The sequence below is a fragment of the Mucilaginibacter sediminis genome (assembly GCF_051903035.1).
Lineage (GTDB): Bacteria > Bacteroidota > Bacteroidia > Sphingobacteriales > Sphingobacteriaceae > Mucilaginibacter.
Genome location: NZ_CP170602.1, coordinates 6917716 through 6933249 on the forward strand (window position 1 = coordinate 6917716; position 15534 = coordinate 6933249).

The following is a 15534-nucleotide window of genomic DNA, read 5'->3' on the forward strand; positions in this document are numbered from 1 at the left end:
GGGCGGACAAAAAACGCTTGCTTCCAATTTATCGCTTACCATATTGTTAAAATATTATCCTTAAATTAGAGCTTACCTTCAACCATATCTTAACCCAAAATGGTAGTTAATCCATCTTTTTTTAACAAAAACAGAGGAATGAGGCTAAAATCCGGCTAATGATTGCTAAATTGTTAGTTCAATAATTTAGTAATCCACCGTACTTTTGATAAAAATAAGAAACAATGATAACTTTTGACTGGAAAGGCGTATTCCCTGCGGTAACCACCAAGTTCACCGATAACGACGAATTAGATTTTGATGCTTTTGATGTAAACCTTGCCGCACAGCTTGAAGCTGGTGTTGACGGGTTTATTTTAGGCGGTTCATTAGGCGAAGCCAGCGTGCTTACCGATGATGAAAAGTTTGCGTTATTAAAGCATACCATTGATTATGTTGATGGCAAAGTACCTGTAATACTAAATATTGCCGAGCAAACTACTAAAGCGGCCGTAGCCTGTGCTAAAAGAGCTTTTGATACCGGTGCCGATGGTTTAATGCTATTGCCGCCAATGCGCTATAACAGCGAAGAACGCGAAACTTTGGCTTACATAGGAGCAGTTGCCGAAAGTACCGAACTGCCCATCATGATATACAACAACCCGGTTGATTATAAAATTGAAGTTACACTGGATATGTTTGAAAAACTATCGGTTTATGAAAACATACAGGCGGTAAAAGAATCAACCCGTAATGTATCAAACGTTACCAAAATGTTTAATCGTTTTGGCAACCGCTACGCTATATTTACCGGTGTTGATCCGTTAGCTATGGAAAGCCTTGTAATGGGTGCCGACGGTTGGGTTGCAGGTTTGGTTGATGCTTTCCCTAAAGAAACTGTAGCTATTTACCGTTTGGTAAAAGCCGGCAGAATTGCAGAAGCCTTAACCATTTACCGTTGGTTTTTGCCTGTATTGGAATTGGATATTCATCCAAAACTGGTTCAGTACATTAAATTGGCTGAGGTTGCTACAGGTATTGGTACCGAAAATGTACGTGCCCCACGTTTACCGTTAATTGGCGAAGAACGTACCAAAGTATTAAAGATCATCAATGATGCTTTAGCTGTTCGCCCGGAGCTACCTGTTGGCAGTTGGGGTAAACTAACCGAAGTTGAAGCTTAATAATCATTTAGTAAAACTATAAACAAAGCTTAAGGCCGGCTTTATGCTTTCGGCCTTAAGCTTTATGCTTTCAAATGAGTAGTAAAACATTTTTTTGTATAGATGCGCACACCTGTGGTAACCCCGTGAGGGTAGTGGTGGGTGGCGGCCCAACGCTTAAAGGCGATAACATGAGCCAAAAGCGCCAGCACTTTTTAAAAGAGTACGACTGGATTCGCACCGGGCTGATGTTTGAACCAAGAGGGCACGATATGATGTCGGGAAGTATCTTGTTTCCGCCTCATGATCCTGATAATGATGTGGCCGTTTTGTTTATTGAAACAAGCGGCTGCCTGCCTATGTGTGGGCATGGTACCATTGGTACCATAACCATTGCTATTGAAGAAGGTCTGATTGAGCCCAAAATTCCTGGTATAGTACGTATGGAAGCGCCGGCCGGCCTGGTTTTGATAGAGTATAAGCAGGAAGGAAAAAAAGTTACTTCGGTTAAGCTCAGAAACGTGGCAGCCTATCTTGCTGCCACCAACCTGGAGGTGGAGTGCCCGGATCTGGGTATGCTAACCATCGATGTCTCTTACGGGGGTAATTACTATGCCATTGTTGATCCGCAGCCAAATTTTGCCGGGCTTGAAAATTATACCGCCGGGCAGCTAATAGCCTGGAGTCAGGTATTACGCAAGCGCATTAACGAAAAATATAAATTTGTTCACCCGCAAGATCCTACTATAAATACGTGTACCCATATCCTTTGGGCAGGTGCAACATTAGATAGCACTTCTACCGCCCGTAACGCTGTATTTTATGGCGATAAGGCTATCGATAGGTCGCCTTGTGGCACAGGTACATCGGCACGTATGGCACAGTGGTATGCAAAAGGCAAGCTGAAAGTTGGCGAGCCTTTTATCCATGAAAGCATCATTGGCAGTAAATTCATAGGCAAGGTAGAAGAGGTGGTGAAGATAGGCGAACTGGATGCCATTATTCCGAGTGTTGAAGGCTGGGCAAAAGTTTACGGTTACAACACCATCAAAATAGATGATGATGACCCGTATGCACATGGTTTCCAGGTGATATAATAAAATATAAAAAGACTGTCATCCTGAGGTACGAAGGATCTATTCGTGAACTTTTCTATCGGTTGTGCACAGCTGATTGATCCTTCGTGCCTCAGGATGACAGGGAAATAGGATATGTCATTTTGAACGAACAAAAGGGAGTTGAGCGTGACGCGCGGAGAAACTATCTCTCGAACGTAGCGTAAAATCTTATGCGACTTGCATCCGAACTTATCGCTCATATAAGATTTCTCACTCGTACCTCGTTTCGAAATGACATGTGTTTTTAGTAATTCAAAGTACAAAAACTCAAGCTTTCGGCTTTGCGCCTTTAGCTTTAAGCTCCGATAACAAAATGTCAAAAGTACTCATCATAGGTGGTGGAATTGTAGGTTTAAGTTCTGCATATTATTTACAAAAGGCCGGGCACGAGGTTACCGTGCTGGATAAAGGCGACCTGACTGATAGCTGTTCGTTTGGTAACGCGGGTATGATAGTACCCAGTCACTTTATTCCGTTGGCAACTCCGGGTATGGTTTCGCAGGGCATTAAATGGATGTTTAACAGCAAGAGCCCGTTTTATGTAAAGCCATCGTTTAACCCGCAACTTATCTCCTGGGGATTAAAATTTCTTCAAAAAGCAAATGCAGGGCACGTAGAGCGGTCTGCAACCCCTTTAACTGAACTTTCTTTACTGAGCAAAAAGCTTTATGAAGACCTGAGTAAAGAGCCTGGCTTCGTTTTCGACCTGGTTGAAAAAGGCATCCTGATGTTTTACAAAACCGAAAAGGCCGGCGAAGAGGAAGCCCACCTGGCCGAAAAAGGCCGTGAACTGGGATTGGACATGGCAGTGCTTAGCCCTGCCGATTGTGTTAAGCTACAGCCCAACCTGGAGCTTGATGTATTAGGGGCGGTGCATTACCGTTGCGACGCACACCTATCGCCAAATAAGCTGATGGCGGCGCTGGTAAAATACCTTAAGAACGCGGGGGTAAATCTTATTACGAATAAAGAGGTTACTAAAATAGAAACTGTTGCAGGTAAAGTAACCAGGGTTTTATCGCATAATGAAGAATTTACAGCCGATGAATATATTGTTGCTGGTGGCTCCTGGTCGCCGGCGATAGGTAAATTGTTGGGTGTTAAAATATTACTAATGCCGGGTAAAGGCTATTCTTTTAATGTGAAGGAACAAGTTCCATCCATGCAGATTCCGGCATTGCTGGCAGAAGCACGCGTGGCAATTACCCCGATGAATGGCGGCCTGCGCTACGGCGGTACCATGGAGCTGGATAAAATTAACAGCCGCATCAACATGAACCGGGTAAAAGGTATTGTTGAGTCGGTACCTAAGTATTTTCCCGGCCTGAAACCTGCTGTACCTTTCGAAAAAGATATCTGGTTTGGTTTCCGGCCGTCATCTGCTGATGGCTTGCCCTATATCGGCAGGAGCAACAAATTCGGCAACCTTGTAATAGCAACCGGGCATGGCATGATGGGCCTTAGTTTAGGAGCCGCTACAGGGTTATTAGTACAGGAGGTAATTTCGGGTACAAAAACCAGTATTGATATTGAGGCTTTTGCACCGCATAGAAGTTAGCAAAAAGTATAACTGTCGCGACGTTTTAACTCCTAAAAAAAACAGACTTACGAAGTTTTTAAAACTTTGTAAGTCTTTCATCGCTGATTCATTAATCCTTACAACGCCTCGTCCACCAAATGTTTTAATTCGTAATACCTTTCGTGCCTCCCATCGTTTTTAATGTAAAAACACATCATAAAAGCCGCATAATGCTTATCGTTATTTACCCAGGGGAAACTGCCAAATAATCCCGGACTACTTACCGCTGGCGTTGGGTTTTGCGGGCCGGATGCTTTCAATACCCACTCGCCGAAACCATAACCGGCATTGCCGGCTTCGTCGGGGGCATAGGCTATTTTTACGTCTTTGGTTATCCGGTCAATCTGCATTTCATTAACACTTTTTTCGGTTAAAACGCGTTTGCCGTTAATGGTGCCTTTGTTTAATATCATCACCAAAAAGTTAAGGTAATCATTAGGGGTGCTCCAGGCGCCGCCGGCGGGGAAGGCTACGAGGCCTTTACCAAAATCGGTATTGACCATGCCACAGGGGCCGGCAATGCGCTCGGCAAAAAGGGTTTCAAAACTTTTACCGCTAATTTTCTCTATAACGGCTGCTGCCATTTGCAACCCTACATTGCTATACCTGAACAATGAACCGGGCTTGCCTTCAATGGGCATATCGGCAATATCCTGGATGGATTGATCCATACTGTGAATGTCTTTCATATCCTGCAACGCTTCTTTTATAGGCGGCGCCTGGATGCCGGTAAGGTGCGACAGGCATTGGCTTATGGTAATGGCACCCTTGCCGCTTTTGGAGATCACGGGCAGATATTTACCCACAGTATCGGTCAGTTTTAGTTTGCCCTCGTCAACAAAAGTCATCACCAAAGCTGCGCTAAACCATTTGCTGCAGCTGGCTACCGGGATTTTGGTAGTTGTGGTAAAAGCATCAAGGTTAGGTGTTTTGCCCATTTTACGGGCAATCATTTTTGTCGCAAACCTTTGCTTCATGGTCATTTCATCCTTGCTGCCGGTGTAAATGATTTTGCCATCTTTATAAACCATAAGCACCGTACGGCCACCCATTTTTTCGGTATTATCGGCAAGCCATTGGTCAACCTTTTCAAAATGATGCTGGGCTTTTGCTGTAGCTATAGCACAAAACAAAAGGAGCACAGTTATTAACTTTTTCATAATCTCGACATAAATGTAAAAGGCACTGTAACCCAGGGAGGCTGTACAGTGCCTTAAAAAAGCTATTGTTTTTCTTTAATCTTTTCCATTAGTTTCGCTTTCATCTCCTCCTCAAAGTCCTTGTATTGTTTAAACTGTGCCGGGGTGAATACGCCTTTTAACTCCTGGTCTTTTGCTTCCTGCAAATTCCTGGCTTGTTTCATTTTACTAAAGCGGCCATCGTCGCTTTTTATAATGGTCTGCATTTTACGGGCGTAAGTTAAATTAATAGCCTGCACCTTGCTCTCCTGTGCAGCGTCCAATTTTAGTTTGCTCTTCATCATTTCCGTCTGAAACTGGGCCCGTTGCTCGGGAGTAGAGTTTTTAAAATCGGGCATGCCGGTTTGGGCAATTGCCGGTTTGATCATCAATATTGTAACAGTTATCACAGCGGCTATTAGCCAAAGTGCTTTTATAATTCCTTGTTTTTTCATTAGTCGTAATTTGGTTAAAAATACATTTTACCATTGAATAGCATAACTGGCGCCGCTATTTAAAAGTAGGGTAGCCTTATTGTCGCCAAGAAACGTGATGGTACCTGCAAAACTGAAAGATTTACCAGACGACGACGAGCCTGTAAGCTTAACCGCGGCGCTGCCCGATACTATTTTTAAAGTAGTTTTATCAACCAGTATGTTTGACGATGTAATGCTTAAATTGCTTGTGAAGGTGTATTTACGGGCAATTTTTGAGGTTTCGGTGCCGGTATGGGTAAAAGTGGTGCTTAAGGAATAAGTTGATGCAGATGGCTGCAAATTAGTGAGTACAAAGCCGCCTGTGCTACTGCCGTTTGACGACATGCGCGTGCCATCAAAAGTGTGCGAACCGGTAAAATTAAAGGTAAGCTGGCTGGGCACAATACCGGCGCAGGTGAGCATATAATTCCAGCTGAGATTGTAGCTGTATGACGGTGTTGCACCAGCCGCGCTTGTTTTGGTTAAGGTTGAGTCCTTTTTAACGCCGCAACTTAGTACAACCGTTTTATAGATAGTTACGGAGCTGTTTACCTGTAAGGCAAACCCGCCAGTTGTTGGCGTTACAGCATCGGTAGTAAGTTCTGCCGCGTCGGCTTCGGTAACAGTCACGTCGGTGGCTGCAACGCCATCTTTTTTACAGGAGTTTAAACCTAAACCAAGGCTTGATGCCATCAGCAATATCACCATTGTTGTTTTTACGTTTTTCATGATATTAAATTTTAATGTTGTGTATATATTATTCAGTTTGATTTTTGTACGATTAGGGTATTACCTGCTGATAGCTTTGCTTGGCTAACACCGGCTTTTTGAGGGTGATTGTACCTGGGGAGCTCTTCATTTCAGAAAGCTTTTTATTTTTAAACAGATCTATAAACCCGCGGGCAACCAAAACAAATGGATTGTTGCTCACAAAACCGGTGGTTAGGCCATAGTTTACCTTTTCGGTTTCTGGCTGATAAGTGCCAAATAATTTATCCCAGATGATGAACACTCCTCCAAAGTTTTTATCAATATAAATTGGATTGCTGCCATGATGCACCCGGTGCGATGATGGTGTATCCATTACATGTTCTACCACGCCCAATTTGCCAACAACTTCGGTGTGTAAAAAGAATTGATAAGCCAGGTTAAGTACATACGATATCACAATAAAGTCTGTTGGCATACCGAGTAATGCTGCCGGAATAAAAAACAGCGGACTAACAATTGCCGAAAACCAATTAAGCCTGTAAGCTGCCGTAAGATTCATGTGCATAGCCGAGTGATGGATAAGATGGAAAGCCCAGAGCGGTTTCCAATGGTGCGAGATGCGGTGAAACCAGTAGTAGATAAAATCGGCGGTAAAAAAAGTGAGCAGGAAAACCCAGCCATTGCTGGGTAATGTGAAGGGCGCCAATTTGGCAAAAAAGCCAAGTATGGCTAACTGGTAGCCGGCGAAAAGGTATTTGGAGAACTGGAAGCCAACAAAAACAAACAGGTTTGAAAACGTTTCTTTAACGTCGTAAACGTTTTTATCTTTCTTCCAGTTCCAGATAATTTCGGCCGTTACAAGTAGTGCCAGGAATAATAATATGTATATGCGGTATGGGCCAATTTGATGTTTCATTTTCTTAATCGTTTGAATTATTTTGTCGTTTTTTGATTGACAATATAAAGTTGACCAGAAAATGCGGCTTAAGTTTGATGAAACCCGGCGAAGCTGAAAAACCGGGGGCCGAAGTGACTGTACTCGTTATTTCCGTTTGATAAATCCGAAATCGAACATCCTAAATCAAAAATATCAGCTATCTACCCATTTTTTAAACTCCGGCACCCTTGCTTTGCTGATGAGGATTTTCTCCGGTGGTTCGGGTTTCATTTTCAGCGACAGGCGCCCGTTAAAATAAAAGTCAACTTCGGTTAGCGCCTTGCGGTTGATGATGAACTGCCGGTTGGCACGAAAAAACATATCGGGCTCCAACTGTTGCTCCAGTTGCTCCATTGTAAATTCGATGTTGTATTGTTGGCCGTCTGTGGTTTGGGCGTATACTATTTCATGCGCGGTATAAAACCAGGAAATTTTAGCGGTTTCAACCGGGATCAGCTTATTCCGGAAATGAACCAGGAATGATTTTTTATGCGGTCTTGCCAATATTTTTACCTGTTGCAGCAGTTGTTCAAAGGGCTGGTTTGCCTCGCTTTTGGGCCCTTGCACTACCAGGCGTTTAAACTTACTTAACGATAGCTCAATTTCGGCCTCATCAAAAGGTTTAAGAATATAATCAATGCCATTATTTTTAAAAGCCTGTATGGCATAATCGTTATAAGCCGTCACAAATATTACCGGTTTCAGGATCTCGGCTTGCTTAAAAATATCAAAGGATACCCCATCAGCAAGGCGGATATCCATAAATACAAGGTCGTAGCTATCGGGATTGGCATTAAACCATTCCACCGCGTCTTTTACATCGGGTAGGGATGCCGTAATAATTATATTGTCATCAAGGTTTTGCAACACATGTGCCAGGTTACGGGCAGTAACAGGTTCGTCTTCAACTATAACAACACGTAGTTTATTCATGTTTCAAAGGGAGCTTAACTGTAAAATGGCTGGTAGTTTGTTCAATGTCTATTTCCCGTTGCATCAATATTTTGTAGCGCTGGTTAAGGTTAGACAGGCCCGTGCTGGTGCCATCTGCATCTACCGGGTTAAGGTTGTTACTTACAGATAATTCGTCGCCGCACATTTTAATGGTTACCTGCAATGGCGTTTTTAAGGTAGCGGCGTTGTGCTTAGCCGCATTCTCCAACAAAGGCTGTAACGATAAATGTGGCAGTTTGTATTGCAGGAAGGTATCGCCCACGTCAATTGTTAACTCAAAAGCGTTTTCAAACCGCATTTTTAACAACTGCGCAAATGATTCCACCATGGTTAATTCCTCCTTTATAGTAACCAGATTGCTGACAGGCTTAATTAATGTATATCTGAAAACCGACGACAGGTGTTTGATATATTGCTGTGCCAAGGCCGGGTTTTCGCGCACCACGCCCGATAAACTGCTCAGCGAGTTAAATAAAAAGTGTGGGTTAAGCTGCTCTTTTAATAATTCCAGTTCGGCTGTGGTATAGGCATTTTTAAGTTGCTCGTTTTCAATGGCCTGTTGCTTGTTTTGGCGCAGCAGCAGCACTATTTTTATAATAATACCTATTAGTACAGTTGCTAAAGCGTACCGGGTTGCATATCCCAGCCAAAAAGCGCCCCTTATTTGGTTGGGGTTAAAGCTAAATACCCGTTTTTGCACGCCGCCTATCAGCACCATACCAACAAATGCAATTAAAAAATTGAGCGACAGATAGCGCAGGTATCTGTTATTGTCGCGATACCTTGCCAACCGGCCGCGGCCCAAATTGAGCGAGAATAAGAAGTAGCAGAAACCAAGCTGCGCCAATAATTGGTAGGCAAATTCCGCAGCGTTAAATCGCCAGTAATGGGCCACAATGCCATTTTCGCGCAGGGCGAGCAACCTCCCGCTATTAAGCATTACGGCTATCAGCAGCGAACAGTAAAACCATAACTGTTTCCCGGTTTTTTCCATCAGGTAAATCTAATTAAAGAAAGCTACAGGCAACAGAAAATTTGGGTGAAGCTGAAAATTTGAGGGGCGAAGCCCTACCTAAACAGGCGCGCCTAAATCCTCTCCAAAGGAGAGGACTTTAAAGCAGCAAGTTTACAGAAACCATGCAAATCAAAAACCCTTCCGTTTGGAGGGGGCAGAGTGAGTCTTTTCTTATCTTTTTACAAAAGTCCACTTAACTTATCGCAGCTTTTTAACATCTTTACGGTACACATATTTTAAGTACAAATGCAGCATTGGTTAGTAAAATCGGAACCCGTAAAATATAGCTGGGAAAAATTTAATAAAGATGGCCGTACCTTTTGGGATGGCGTACGCAACTACCAGGCACGCAATAATTTAAGATTGATGCAGGAGGGCGACCTGGTGTTGTTTTACCACAGTAATGATGGCAAGGAAGTAGTGGGTATAGCCAAAGTAGTTAAAGAAGCCTACCAGGACCCCACAACCGAAGACCCAAACTGGGTGGTGGTTGATCTTTCGCCTGTAGAAACATTGAAGAAGCCGGTAACATTAGAGACAATAAAAGCCGATGAACAACTGAAGGATGTTGGACTGGTAAGGCAAGGCCGGCTTTCGGTAATGGCATTAAAACGCGAGGAGTTTGACCGTATTTTAGAACTGGGCAGTTAATGGCCACCCCATTTGCAATCGGTCGCTGTATACAAACGGTGTTTCTTACAGCGGTGTTATTTTCTCCAAAAACAACTATGGCGCAATCGCCATTTGTCGGGTTAGAGAATTTGTTTGCGACACCCGAAAATTATGTAGTAAGGCATATTGCAAACGCCCCGGTAATTGATGGGGATATTAATGATGCCGTTTGGCAGCAAGCTAAATGGACAAACGATTTTGTGGATATTGAAGGCGACCTGAAACCCAGGCCGCCTTACAAAACCAAAGTAAAAATGCTTTGGGATAACGGCTATTTATACATAGCCGCCCATATGGAAGAACCACAGGTATGGGCTACTTTAAAAAATCACGATGATATTGTATACCACGATAATGATTTTGAATTGTTTATCGACCCATCCACAACAACCCATTCCTATTACGAAATTGAAGTAAACGCGCTGAACACCATTTTCGACTTGTTTTTAAATAAGCCATATCGCAATAGGGGAGGCGGTTTGATAGGCTGGGATGCTAACGGCCTGCGTTCGGCAATTAAGGTGCAGGGCACGCTCAACAATGCTTCGGACACAGATGCCGGCTGGACTGTAGAAATGGCTATCCCTTTTAGTGCCATTACCATGGGATTTAAATCGCAGGTTCCTGAAAATGGCACCATTTACCGTATAAATTTTTCCCGGGTGGAATATGATACCAAAATTGTAGAAGGGCGGAATGTAAAACTGAAGGATTCTGCCGGGCGCGATCTCCCGGAACATAACTGGTCTTGGTCGCCGCAGGGCGAGATTGCCATGCACAGTCCCGAACATTGGGGGTATCTTTTGTTCAGCACACATGAGGCCGATGATGTAGCATTTACTATGCCCTATGCCGAGGAACAAAAGAAATATCTTTGGCTGGTTTACTATCGTGAAAAACAATGGTTCAGGCAACATCATGAATATACTTCGTCGCTTGGTAAATTGGGTATCCACGGTAAGTATGATATTGCCGGTATCAGCAATAAATTAAAGCTGCAAAGCACCCAAAACCAGTTTGAGGCTTTTATTACCGACGCAAATACAAATACCACCTATACCATAAACCACGAAGGTTTTATAGAGCAATTAAACCCGATACACCATGAATAAGCGCGAATTTTTAAAAGCCGGTTTATTGGCCGGTGTTGCTGCCCAGTTGCCATTGCTAAGCAATGCTGGCCCGGTAAATACCGCGGCCATGAAAAAAAATAAAAAGAAAAACTGGATATGGATAAATCCTAACCTGAAGGATACTGATGAGGATTTAAAAACTAATTATACAGGTTATAAAGCTAAAGGTATAACAGGTATATTTTTTGAAAACGACAGCGAGCGGCATTTTCGCGCTGCCAAAGCTGCCGGAATTGAGGCCCACCGCTGGATATGGACTTTTAATCGTGCCGAACTTTTAACCGAGCATCCGGAATGGTACAGCAAAAGCCGCAACGGCGATTCATGCGCCGATAAACCACCATACGTAACTTATTACCGCTGGCTTTGCCCATCGCGCCCCGAAGTACAGGATTACCTGACTACTACCGTTGATAAGATACTGGCTTTAGATTATGTAGACGGTATTCACCTGGATTATGTGCGTTATTGCGATGTTGTACTGCCGGTAAACCTTTGGGACCATTACAAAATTGAACAAACCAAAGAATTGCCCGAATATGACTTTTGCTATTGCGAAGTTTGTCAGGCCAGGTTTAAAGAACAATACGGCCAGGATGTAAAAGCAATACAATACCCCGATGCAAGTCTTTCGTGGCGGTTATTCAGGTATGGTAATATTATCAGGGTGGTCAACAAAATTTCGGAGGTGGCTAAGCAGCATAAAAAAGCGATAACCGCAGCTGTGTTCCCAACGCCCGAGGTTGCGCGCCGCAACGTTAGGCAGGACTGGACAAATTTTCACCTGGATGGCGTTTGCCCCATGATTTATCATGGCTTTTATAAAGAGGGGGTAAGCTGGATAGGTGACGCCGTGGCCGAAGGCGTACACTTTTTGGAGGGAAAATTTCCACTGTATGCAGGTCTGTATATATCGGACTTTAAAAATGACGACGAAGTGCGCGCCGGGATACAATATGCATTAAAGAATGGTGCTGCCGGGATTTCGTTTTTTGGTAAGGTGACGCCAACTATATTGGATATTTTGCACGAGGAAACGGGTAAGTAGATGTGCAGATTATAGATTTCAGATGGGCAGATTGGTCTTTAGAAACTTACGAAGTTTCTAAAACTTCGTAAGTTTGGCCTCCACTATAATTGGTGATTACGATATGAACTACAGAAATTTCAAAAACACACCTATAGCCGAAGTTGGCCTGGGCACATGGCAACTGGGCAGTGCAGATTGGGGTAATGTAAATGACGAGGATGCTTTTGCTATACTAAAGGCATATACCGATGCAGGAGGCAATTTTATCGATACCGCCGATGTTTATGGCATGGGTGTAAGTGAATCCGTTATTGGCAGGTTTTTAAAAACAACAGATAAGGAAGTATTTGTTGCTACCAAACTGGGTCGCCGCGGTGATTCCCCGAATGGCTGGCCGCAAAACTTTACTTACGATATAATGAAGCGGAATGTGGAAGACTCGCTGAAGCATTTGGATGTGCCACAACTATTTTTAGAGCAATTGCATTGTATCCCTACAGGCGAAATGAAATCGGGTAAAGTATTTGATCATTTACGTGCCCTGCAGCAGCAAGGCCTCATTAAACACTTTGGCGCCAGTGTAGAAACATCCGAGGAAGCGCTTATATGCCTGGAGCAGGAAGGCCTGGCATCGTTACAGATTATTTTTAACCTGTTCAGGCAACACGTGGCCGACGAGGTTTTTGCCAAAGCAAAGGAAAATGACGTTGCCATTATTGTAAGGGTTCCCTTAGCCAGTGGCTTATTATCTGGTAAATTTAACGGGCAAACCCAATTTGCCGCAAATGACCACCGTAATTATAACGCAAACGGCGAGGCCTTTAATACCGGCGAAACATTTTCGGGCATCGAGTTTAACGAAGGCCTGAAGCTATCTCAACAAATAAAACAAATATTACCCGACGGGAGTATGCCGCAATTGGCTATCCGCTGGATATTGGATCATCCGGAAGTTACCACTGTTATTCCCGGAGCATCAAAAGTATCGCAGGTTGATAGTAACGTGGGGGCATGTGCTTTGGAGCCGCTGCCTGCCCATATTCATCAGCAACTAAGGAGCTTGTACGATGCGGAAATTATTGGAAAGATAAGAGGACATTATTAAGCCCTCTTTTAAAAGCCCCCTCTAAATCTCTCCCGGAAGGGGAGACTTTAAATCTTCTAAAGCCCTCCCTTCCGGGGAGGGTTTGGGTGGGGCTGCTACCCCCTCAATTTATCCAGCAAATCGCTTAACTGAGCAGCTTCATCAGCGGTGAGGTTATTTTCAAGAACTTTACGGGTTTTAAATTCTTCGTCCATTTTGGCAAGGGTTTCCAGGCCAAGGTCGCTTATGCGGATATCAACAGCCCGGCGGTCTTTATTATTGGTACAGCGCGAAACCAGTTCTTTTTGGATCAAGCGGTCAACAATGCGGCTGGCGTCAGACATTTTATCAACCATCCTTTCTTTCAATAAATTAATCGTAGCTGGTTTGGGGTACTGCCCCCTTAGTATCCTCAGGATATTAAACTGCTGCTGGGTTAGATTGTACTTATCAAAATGGCAACGAAAAGCATTGTTTAACCACCCTGAAGTATAGGCAATATTGATAACTACTTTATGGTAATTATCCTCAAATTTGTTGCTTTGTATTTCGTCGTCTATCCGCATAATAGTTTATAATGACTAAAGTACAAATATGTTTATTTATTTTTAAAATTGAGGTACCCTAATCAGCTATTAGCTTTGCTGAAGCTTGTCCTCCGGGTCAATTTTGCTGCTATTTGTTTGGGGTTTGCCATAGTCCCAGGGGCAATGCAGGCATTTGTTTTTACAGCAATAGCCGCGCGTTAAATGATAGTGCTTTGTAAAAACAAAATTGCCATCTTCATTAATATAATAATCAATGCCCTCTTTCAGCATCAGTTTGAATTTAAATATGCGAAATTTAGATGTGCAGAATTCAGGTGCGTATGATTCCAACATTTGCACATTTGAAATCTGCATATCTGCACATCATCAATTGAGTATTTTTACAAATATCTCATCTTTAAAATGATTCTTCAAATGCCGGCCATCACCATGCAGGGTCCATACCTGTTTGGGCTGGGTACGGGTTATGGTTTCCAGGATATCATTCCAGTCTACATGGTCGGATATAAAAAGCGTATCCTGGCTGTTTACCTGCAGGTTTTTCCAACCCGATGCAAATAATCGCTTTACACCCGTGGCCCTGATATAGCTATCAAAAGTAAATGGGGGCACTATATAAACAAACTCATCCTGCACCTTCATTAGCTTACGGCCATAAACCTGGTATTTGCCGGGGCGGTAGCCCATGTTTTCGTAAATGGCGTTAATAGGCATAATTTTATGATGCACCAGGATTTTTTTCCGGGGAGCGTGCTCGGTTATCAGGTTAATAAGCCGCTGGCTTTTGCCCAGCCCATAAGCGCCCAGCAAAATATTGATCTTGATATCGTTGATTTTTTTAATTTCCTCAACCGGATCGGGATGTATAACGGCCGGGTCGGCAAAGGTGCTCTCTGTTATCAGTACATCAGTTTTTACCCACTCTATAGGTTCGCAGGTGGCATCGGGTTGTAGTTTGTAGTCGCCTGTGTATAGGTAACGCGTACCCTCGTACTCCATAAGTATTTGTGCCGAACCAAGCATGTGACCGGCAGGTATAAAAGTAATTTTTACCTTGCCTATTGTAAAAGGCTGGTTAAAGGGTACAATATGGAAAACTTTTGCGGCAGTGCGTTCATACCTTAGCTGCATTATAGTTGCCGTGGCGCGGGTGCAATAAACATCGATATTGCCGCTGATGGCATGATCGGCGTGGGCATGCGTAACAACTGCATTTTTAGCGGGCAGTTTAGGGTCGAGGTAAAAATCGCCATACTTGCAGTAAAGGCCTTTATCATCTATAAGTACAAAATCGTCGAGTATCATTTTCAAGAGCTAAAAGCTTAAGGCGTACAGCTAAAAGCTAATGTTTAATTCGTTATAAGTTATTGGCAAGGGCTAAATGTTTTTGGTGCAGGGCAATTACCTGCGGAATTACCAGCTGGCTATCGTCATTTATGATCACGTCATCGGCCAGTTTTTTCTTTTCGTCTTCTGGCATCTGGCGGCCTTCGCGCTTTTTAACTTCATCAAGGCTAATGCCATCGCGTTGTACAACGCGGGCTATGCGTTTATCCAGCGGAGCGGTTACAATGATAGAGCGATCGCAGGTTTTGTATGAACCGCTTTCGAATAGTATAGCCGCCTCGCGAATGATATAGGGGGCATCTTTTGCTTTTGCCTCAAGGGCGTCAAAAGCCCTGAAAACGGCCGGGTGTACCAATGCGTTAAGCTTCTCCAACTCTGCCGGGTTATTAAAAACAATGGCCGCGATATGTTTGCGGTTTAATGAACCATCAGCAAAATAAGATTCAGCACCAAAGGTTTGCTTTATGGCATCAATCAGTATAGCATCTGTAACCATAACCTTTTTTGCTTCGTCATCGGCGTAAAAAACCGGTACACCCAATAGCTCAAATACCTTTGCTACAGTGGTTTTTCCGCTGCCTATGTTGCCTGTTAAACCTATTTTAAGCAT

General features: G+C 43.5%; 17 protein-coding genes. 7 read left to right on the top strand and 10 right to left on the bottom strand.

What is annotated here, in order from left to right; genetic code table 11:
- Positions 1–224 precede the first annotated feature (224 nt).
- The 3 genes from ACFGVS_RS28830 to ACFGVS_RS28840 all read left to right on the top strand — a co-directional run bounded on the left by ACFGVS_RS28830 (position 225) and on the right by ACFGVS_RS28840 (position 3818).
- Positions 225–1163 (top strand): dihydrodipicolinate synthase family protein, encoded by a 939-nt coding sequence (locus ACFGVS_RS28830; RefSeq protein ID WP_439696588.1) that lies wholly within the window; start codon positions 225–227, stop codon positions 1161–1163.
- Positions 1164–1237: 74 nt separating this feature from the next.
- Positions 1238–2239, top strand: coding sequence for a 4-hydroxyproline epimerase (locus ACFGVS_RS28835; RefSeq protein ID WP_439696589.1), 1002 nt, complete (start codon positions 1238–1240; stop codon positions 2237–2239).
- Positions 2240–2573: 334 nt separating this feature from the next.
- Positions 2574–3818: an NAD(P)/FAD-dependent oxidoreductase gene (locus ACFGVS_RS28840; protein ID WP_439696590.1), complete on the top strand. Its 1245-nt coding sequence runs from the start codon at positions 2574–2576 to the stop codon at positions 3816–3818.
- 98 nt (positions 3819–3916) lie between these two features.
- Here ACFGVS_RS28840 and ACFGVS_RS28845 read toward each other — a convergent pair whose 3' ends face one another.
- The 6 genes from ACFGVS_RS28845 to ACFGVS_RS28870 form a co-directional block, all read right to left on the bottom strand.
- On the bottom strand, positions 3917–4999 hold the full coding sequence (locus ACFGVS_RS28845; protein WP_439696591.1) for a serine hydrolase domain-containing protein: 1083 nt from the start codon (positions 4997–4999) through the stop codon (positions 3917–3919).
- A 62-nt stretch (positions 5000–5061) separates the two neighbouring features.
- Positions 5062–5472, bottom strand: coding sequence for a hypothetical protein (locus ACFGVS_RS28850; RefSeq protein ID WP_439696592.1), 411 nt, complete (start codon positions 5470–5472; stop codon positions 5062–5064).
- 27 nt (positions 5473–5499) lie between these two features.
- A complete protein-coding gene (locus tag ACFGVS_RS28855) occupies positions 5500–6222 on the bottom strand; it encodes a hypothetical protein (protein ID WP_439696593.1) in 723 nt (240 codons plus the stop codon).
- A gap of 52 nt (positions 6223–6274) precedes the next feature.
- Positions 6275–7120: a sterol desaturase family protein gene (locus ACFGVS_RS28860; protein ID WP_439696594.1), complete on the bottom strand. Its 846-nt coding sequence runs from the start codon at positions 7118–7120 to the stop codon at positions 6275–6277.
- A 174-nt stretch (positions 7121–7294) separates the two neighbouring features.
- The gene (locus ACFGVS_RS28865; RefSeq protein ID WP_439696595.1) at positions 7295–8074 is read right to left on the bottom strand and encodes a LytR/AlgR family response regulator transcription factor; all 780 of its coding nucleotides are present in this window, start codon (positions 8072–8074) and stop codon (positions 7295–7297) included.
- A complete protein-coding gene (locus ACFGVS_RS28870; protein ID WP_439696596.1) occupies positions 8067–9089 on the bottom strand; it encodes a sensor histidine kinase in 1023 nt (340 codons plus the stop codon). The genes ACFGVS_RS28865 and ACFGVS_RS28870 overlap by 8 nt, the downstream gene beginning before the upstream one ends.
- A gap of 267 nt (positions 9090–9356) precedes the next feature.
- On the opposite strand from ACFGVS_RS28870, the gene ACFGVS_RS28875 reads away from it, so the two are divergent.
- From ACFGVS_RS28875 to ACFGVS_RS28890, 4 genes are all read left to right on the top strand, one after another.
- Positions 9357–9761: an EVE domain-containing protein gene (locus ACFGVS_RS28875; RefSeq protein ID WP_090644444.1), complete on the top strand. Its 405-nt coding sequence runs from the start codon at positions 9357–9359 to the stop codon at positions 9759–9761.
- A complete protein-coding gene (locus ACFGVS_RS28880) occupies positions 9761–10894 on the top strand; it encodes a carbohydrate-binding family 9-like protein (protein WP_439696597.1) in 1134 nt (377 codons plus the stop codon). Before ACFGVS_RS28875 ends, ACFGVS_RS28880 begins: the two co-directional genes overlap by 1 nt.
- Positions 10887–11963: a family 10 glycosylhydrolase gene (locus ACFGVS_RS28885; protein ID WP_439696598.1), complete on the top strand. Its 1077-nt coding sequence runs from the start codon at positions 10887–10889 to the stop codon at positions 11961–11963. Before ACFGVS_RS28880 ends, ACFGVS_RS28885 begins: the two co-directional genes overlap by 8 nt.
- A gap of 103 nt (positions 11964–12066) precedes the next feature.
- Positions 12067–13050, top strand: a complete 984-nt coding sequence (locus tag ACFGVS_RS28890; RefSeq protein ID WP_439696599.1) for an aldo/keto reductase — start codon at positions 12067–12069, stop codon at positions 13048–13050.
- A 95-nt stretch (positions 13051–13145) separates the two neighbouring features.
- Here the strand turns inward: ACFGVS_RS28890 and ACFGVS_RS28895 are convergent, their stop codons facing one another.
- The 4 genes from ACFGVS_RS28895 to coaE all read right to left on the bottom strand — a co-directional run bounded on the left by ACFGVS_RS28895 (position 13146) and on the right by coaE (position 15534).
- Positions 13146–13595: a MarR family winged helix-turn-helix transcriptional regulator gene (locus ACFGVS_RS28895; RefSeq protein ID WP_090644459.1), complete on the bottom strand. Its 450-nt coding sequence runs from the start codon at positions 13593–13595 to the stop codon at positions 13146–13148.
- 69 nt (positions 13596–13664) lie between these two features.
- Positions 13665–13847: a DUF5522 domain-containing protein gene (locus tag ACFGVS_RS28900; protein WP_090646140.1), complete on the bottom strand. Its 183-nt coding sequence runs from the start codon at positions 13845–13847 to the stop codon at positions 13665–13667.
- A 96-nt stretch (positions 13848–13943) separates the two neighbouring features.
- Positions 13944–14882, bottom strand: a complete 939-nt coding sequence (locus ACFGVS_RS28905; protein ID WP_439696600.1) for an MBL fold metallo-hydrolase — start codon at positions 14880–14882, stop codon at positions 13944–13946.
- A gap of 52 nt (positions 14883–14934) precedes the next feature.
- Entirely contained in the window at positions 14935–15534 is a 600-nt protein-coding gene (gene coaE, locus ACFGVS_RS28910; protein WP_439696601.1) for a dephospho-CoA kinase, read from the bottom strand.

Bases quoted from the DNA above. Each gene is read 5' to 3' on its own strand.
- ACFGVS_RS28870 (WP_439696596.1), bottom strand. From the start codon at position 9,089: ATGGAAAAAACCGGGAAACAGTTATGGTTTTACTGTTCGCTGCTGATA.
- ACFGVS_RS28840 (WP_439696590.1), top strand. From the start codon at position 2,574: ATGTCAAAAGTACTCATCATAGGTGGTGGAATTGTAGGTTTAAGTTCT.
- ACFGVS_RS28860 (WP_439696594.1), bottom strand. From the start codon at position 7,120: ATGAAACATCAAATTGGCCCATACCGCATATACATATTATTATTCCTG.
- ACFGVS_RS28845 (WP_439696591.1), bottom strand. From the start codon at position 4,999: ATGAAAAAGTTAATAACTGTGCTCCTTTTGTTTTGTGCTATAGCTACA.
- ACFGVS_RS28830 (WP_439696588.1), top strand. From the start codon at position 225: ATGATAACTTTTGACTGGAAAGGCGTATTCCCTGCGGTAACCACCAAG.
- ACFGVS_RS28850 (WP_439696592.1), bottom strand. From the start codon at position 5,472: ATGAAAAAACAAGGAATTATAAAAGCACTTTGGCTAATAGCCGCTGTG.
- ACFGVS_RS28905 (WP_439696600.1), bottom strand. From the start codon at position 14,882: ATGATACTCGACGATTTTGTACTTATAGATGATAAAGGCCTTTACTGC.
- ACFGVS_RS28865 (WP_439696595.1), bottom strand. From the start codon at position 8,074: ATGAATAAACTACGTGTTGTTATAGTTGAAGACGAACCTGTTACTGCC.
- ACFGVS_RS28900 (WP_090646140.1), bottom strand. From the start codon at position 13,847: ATGCTGAAAGAGGGCATTGATTATTATATTAATGAAGATGGCAATTTT.
- ACFGVS_RS28890 (WP_439696599.1), top strand. From the start codon at position 12,067: ATGAACTACAGAAATTTCAAAAACACACCTATAGCCGAAGTTGGCCTG.
- ACFGVS_RS28885 (WP_439696598.1), top strand. From the start codon at position 10,887: ATGAATAAGCGCGAATTTTTAAAAGCCGGTTTATTGGCCGGTGTTGCT.
- ACFGVS_RS28875 (WP_090644444.1), top strand. From the start codon at position 9,357: ATGCAGCATTGGTTAGTAAAATCGGAACCCGTAAAATATAGCTGGGAA.
- ACFGVS_RS28895 (WP_090644459.1), bottom strand. From the start codon at position 13,595: ATGCGGATAGACGACGAAATACAAAGCAACAAATTTGAGGATAATTAC.
- ACFGVS_RS28835 (WP_439696589.1), top strand. From the start codon at position 1,238: ATGAGTAGTAAAACATTTTTTTGTATAGATGCGCACACCTGTGGTAAC.
- ACFGVS_RS28880 (WP_439696597.1), top strand. From the start codon at position 9,761: ATGGCCACCCCATTTGCAATCGGTCGCTGTATACAAACGGTGTTTCTT.
- ACFGVS_RS28855 (WP_439696593.1), bottom strand. From the start codon at position 6,222: ATGAAAAACGTAAAAACAACAATGGTGATATTGCTGATGGCATCAAGC.
- coaE (WP_439696601.1), bottom strand. From the start codon at position 15,534: ATGCTTAAAATAGGTTTAACAGGCAACATAGGCAGCGGAAAAACCACT.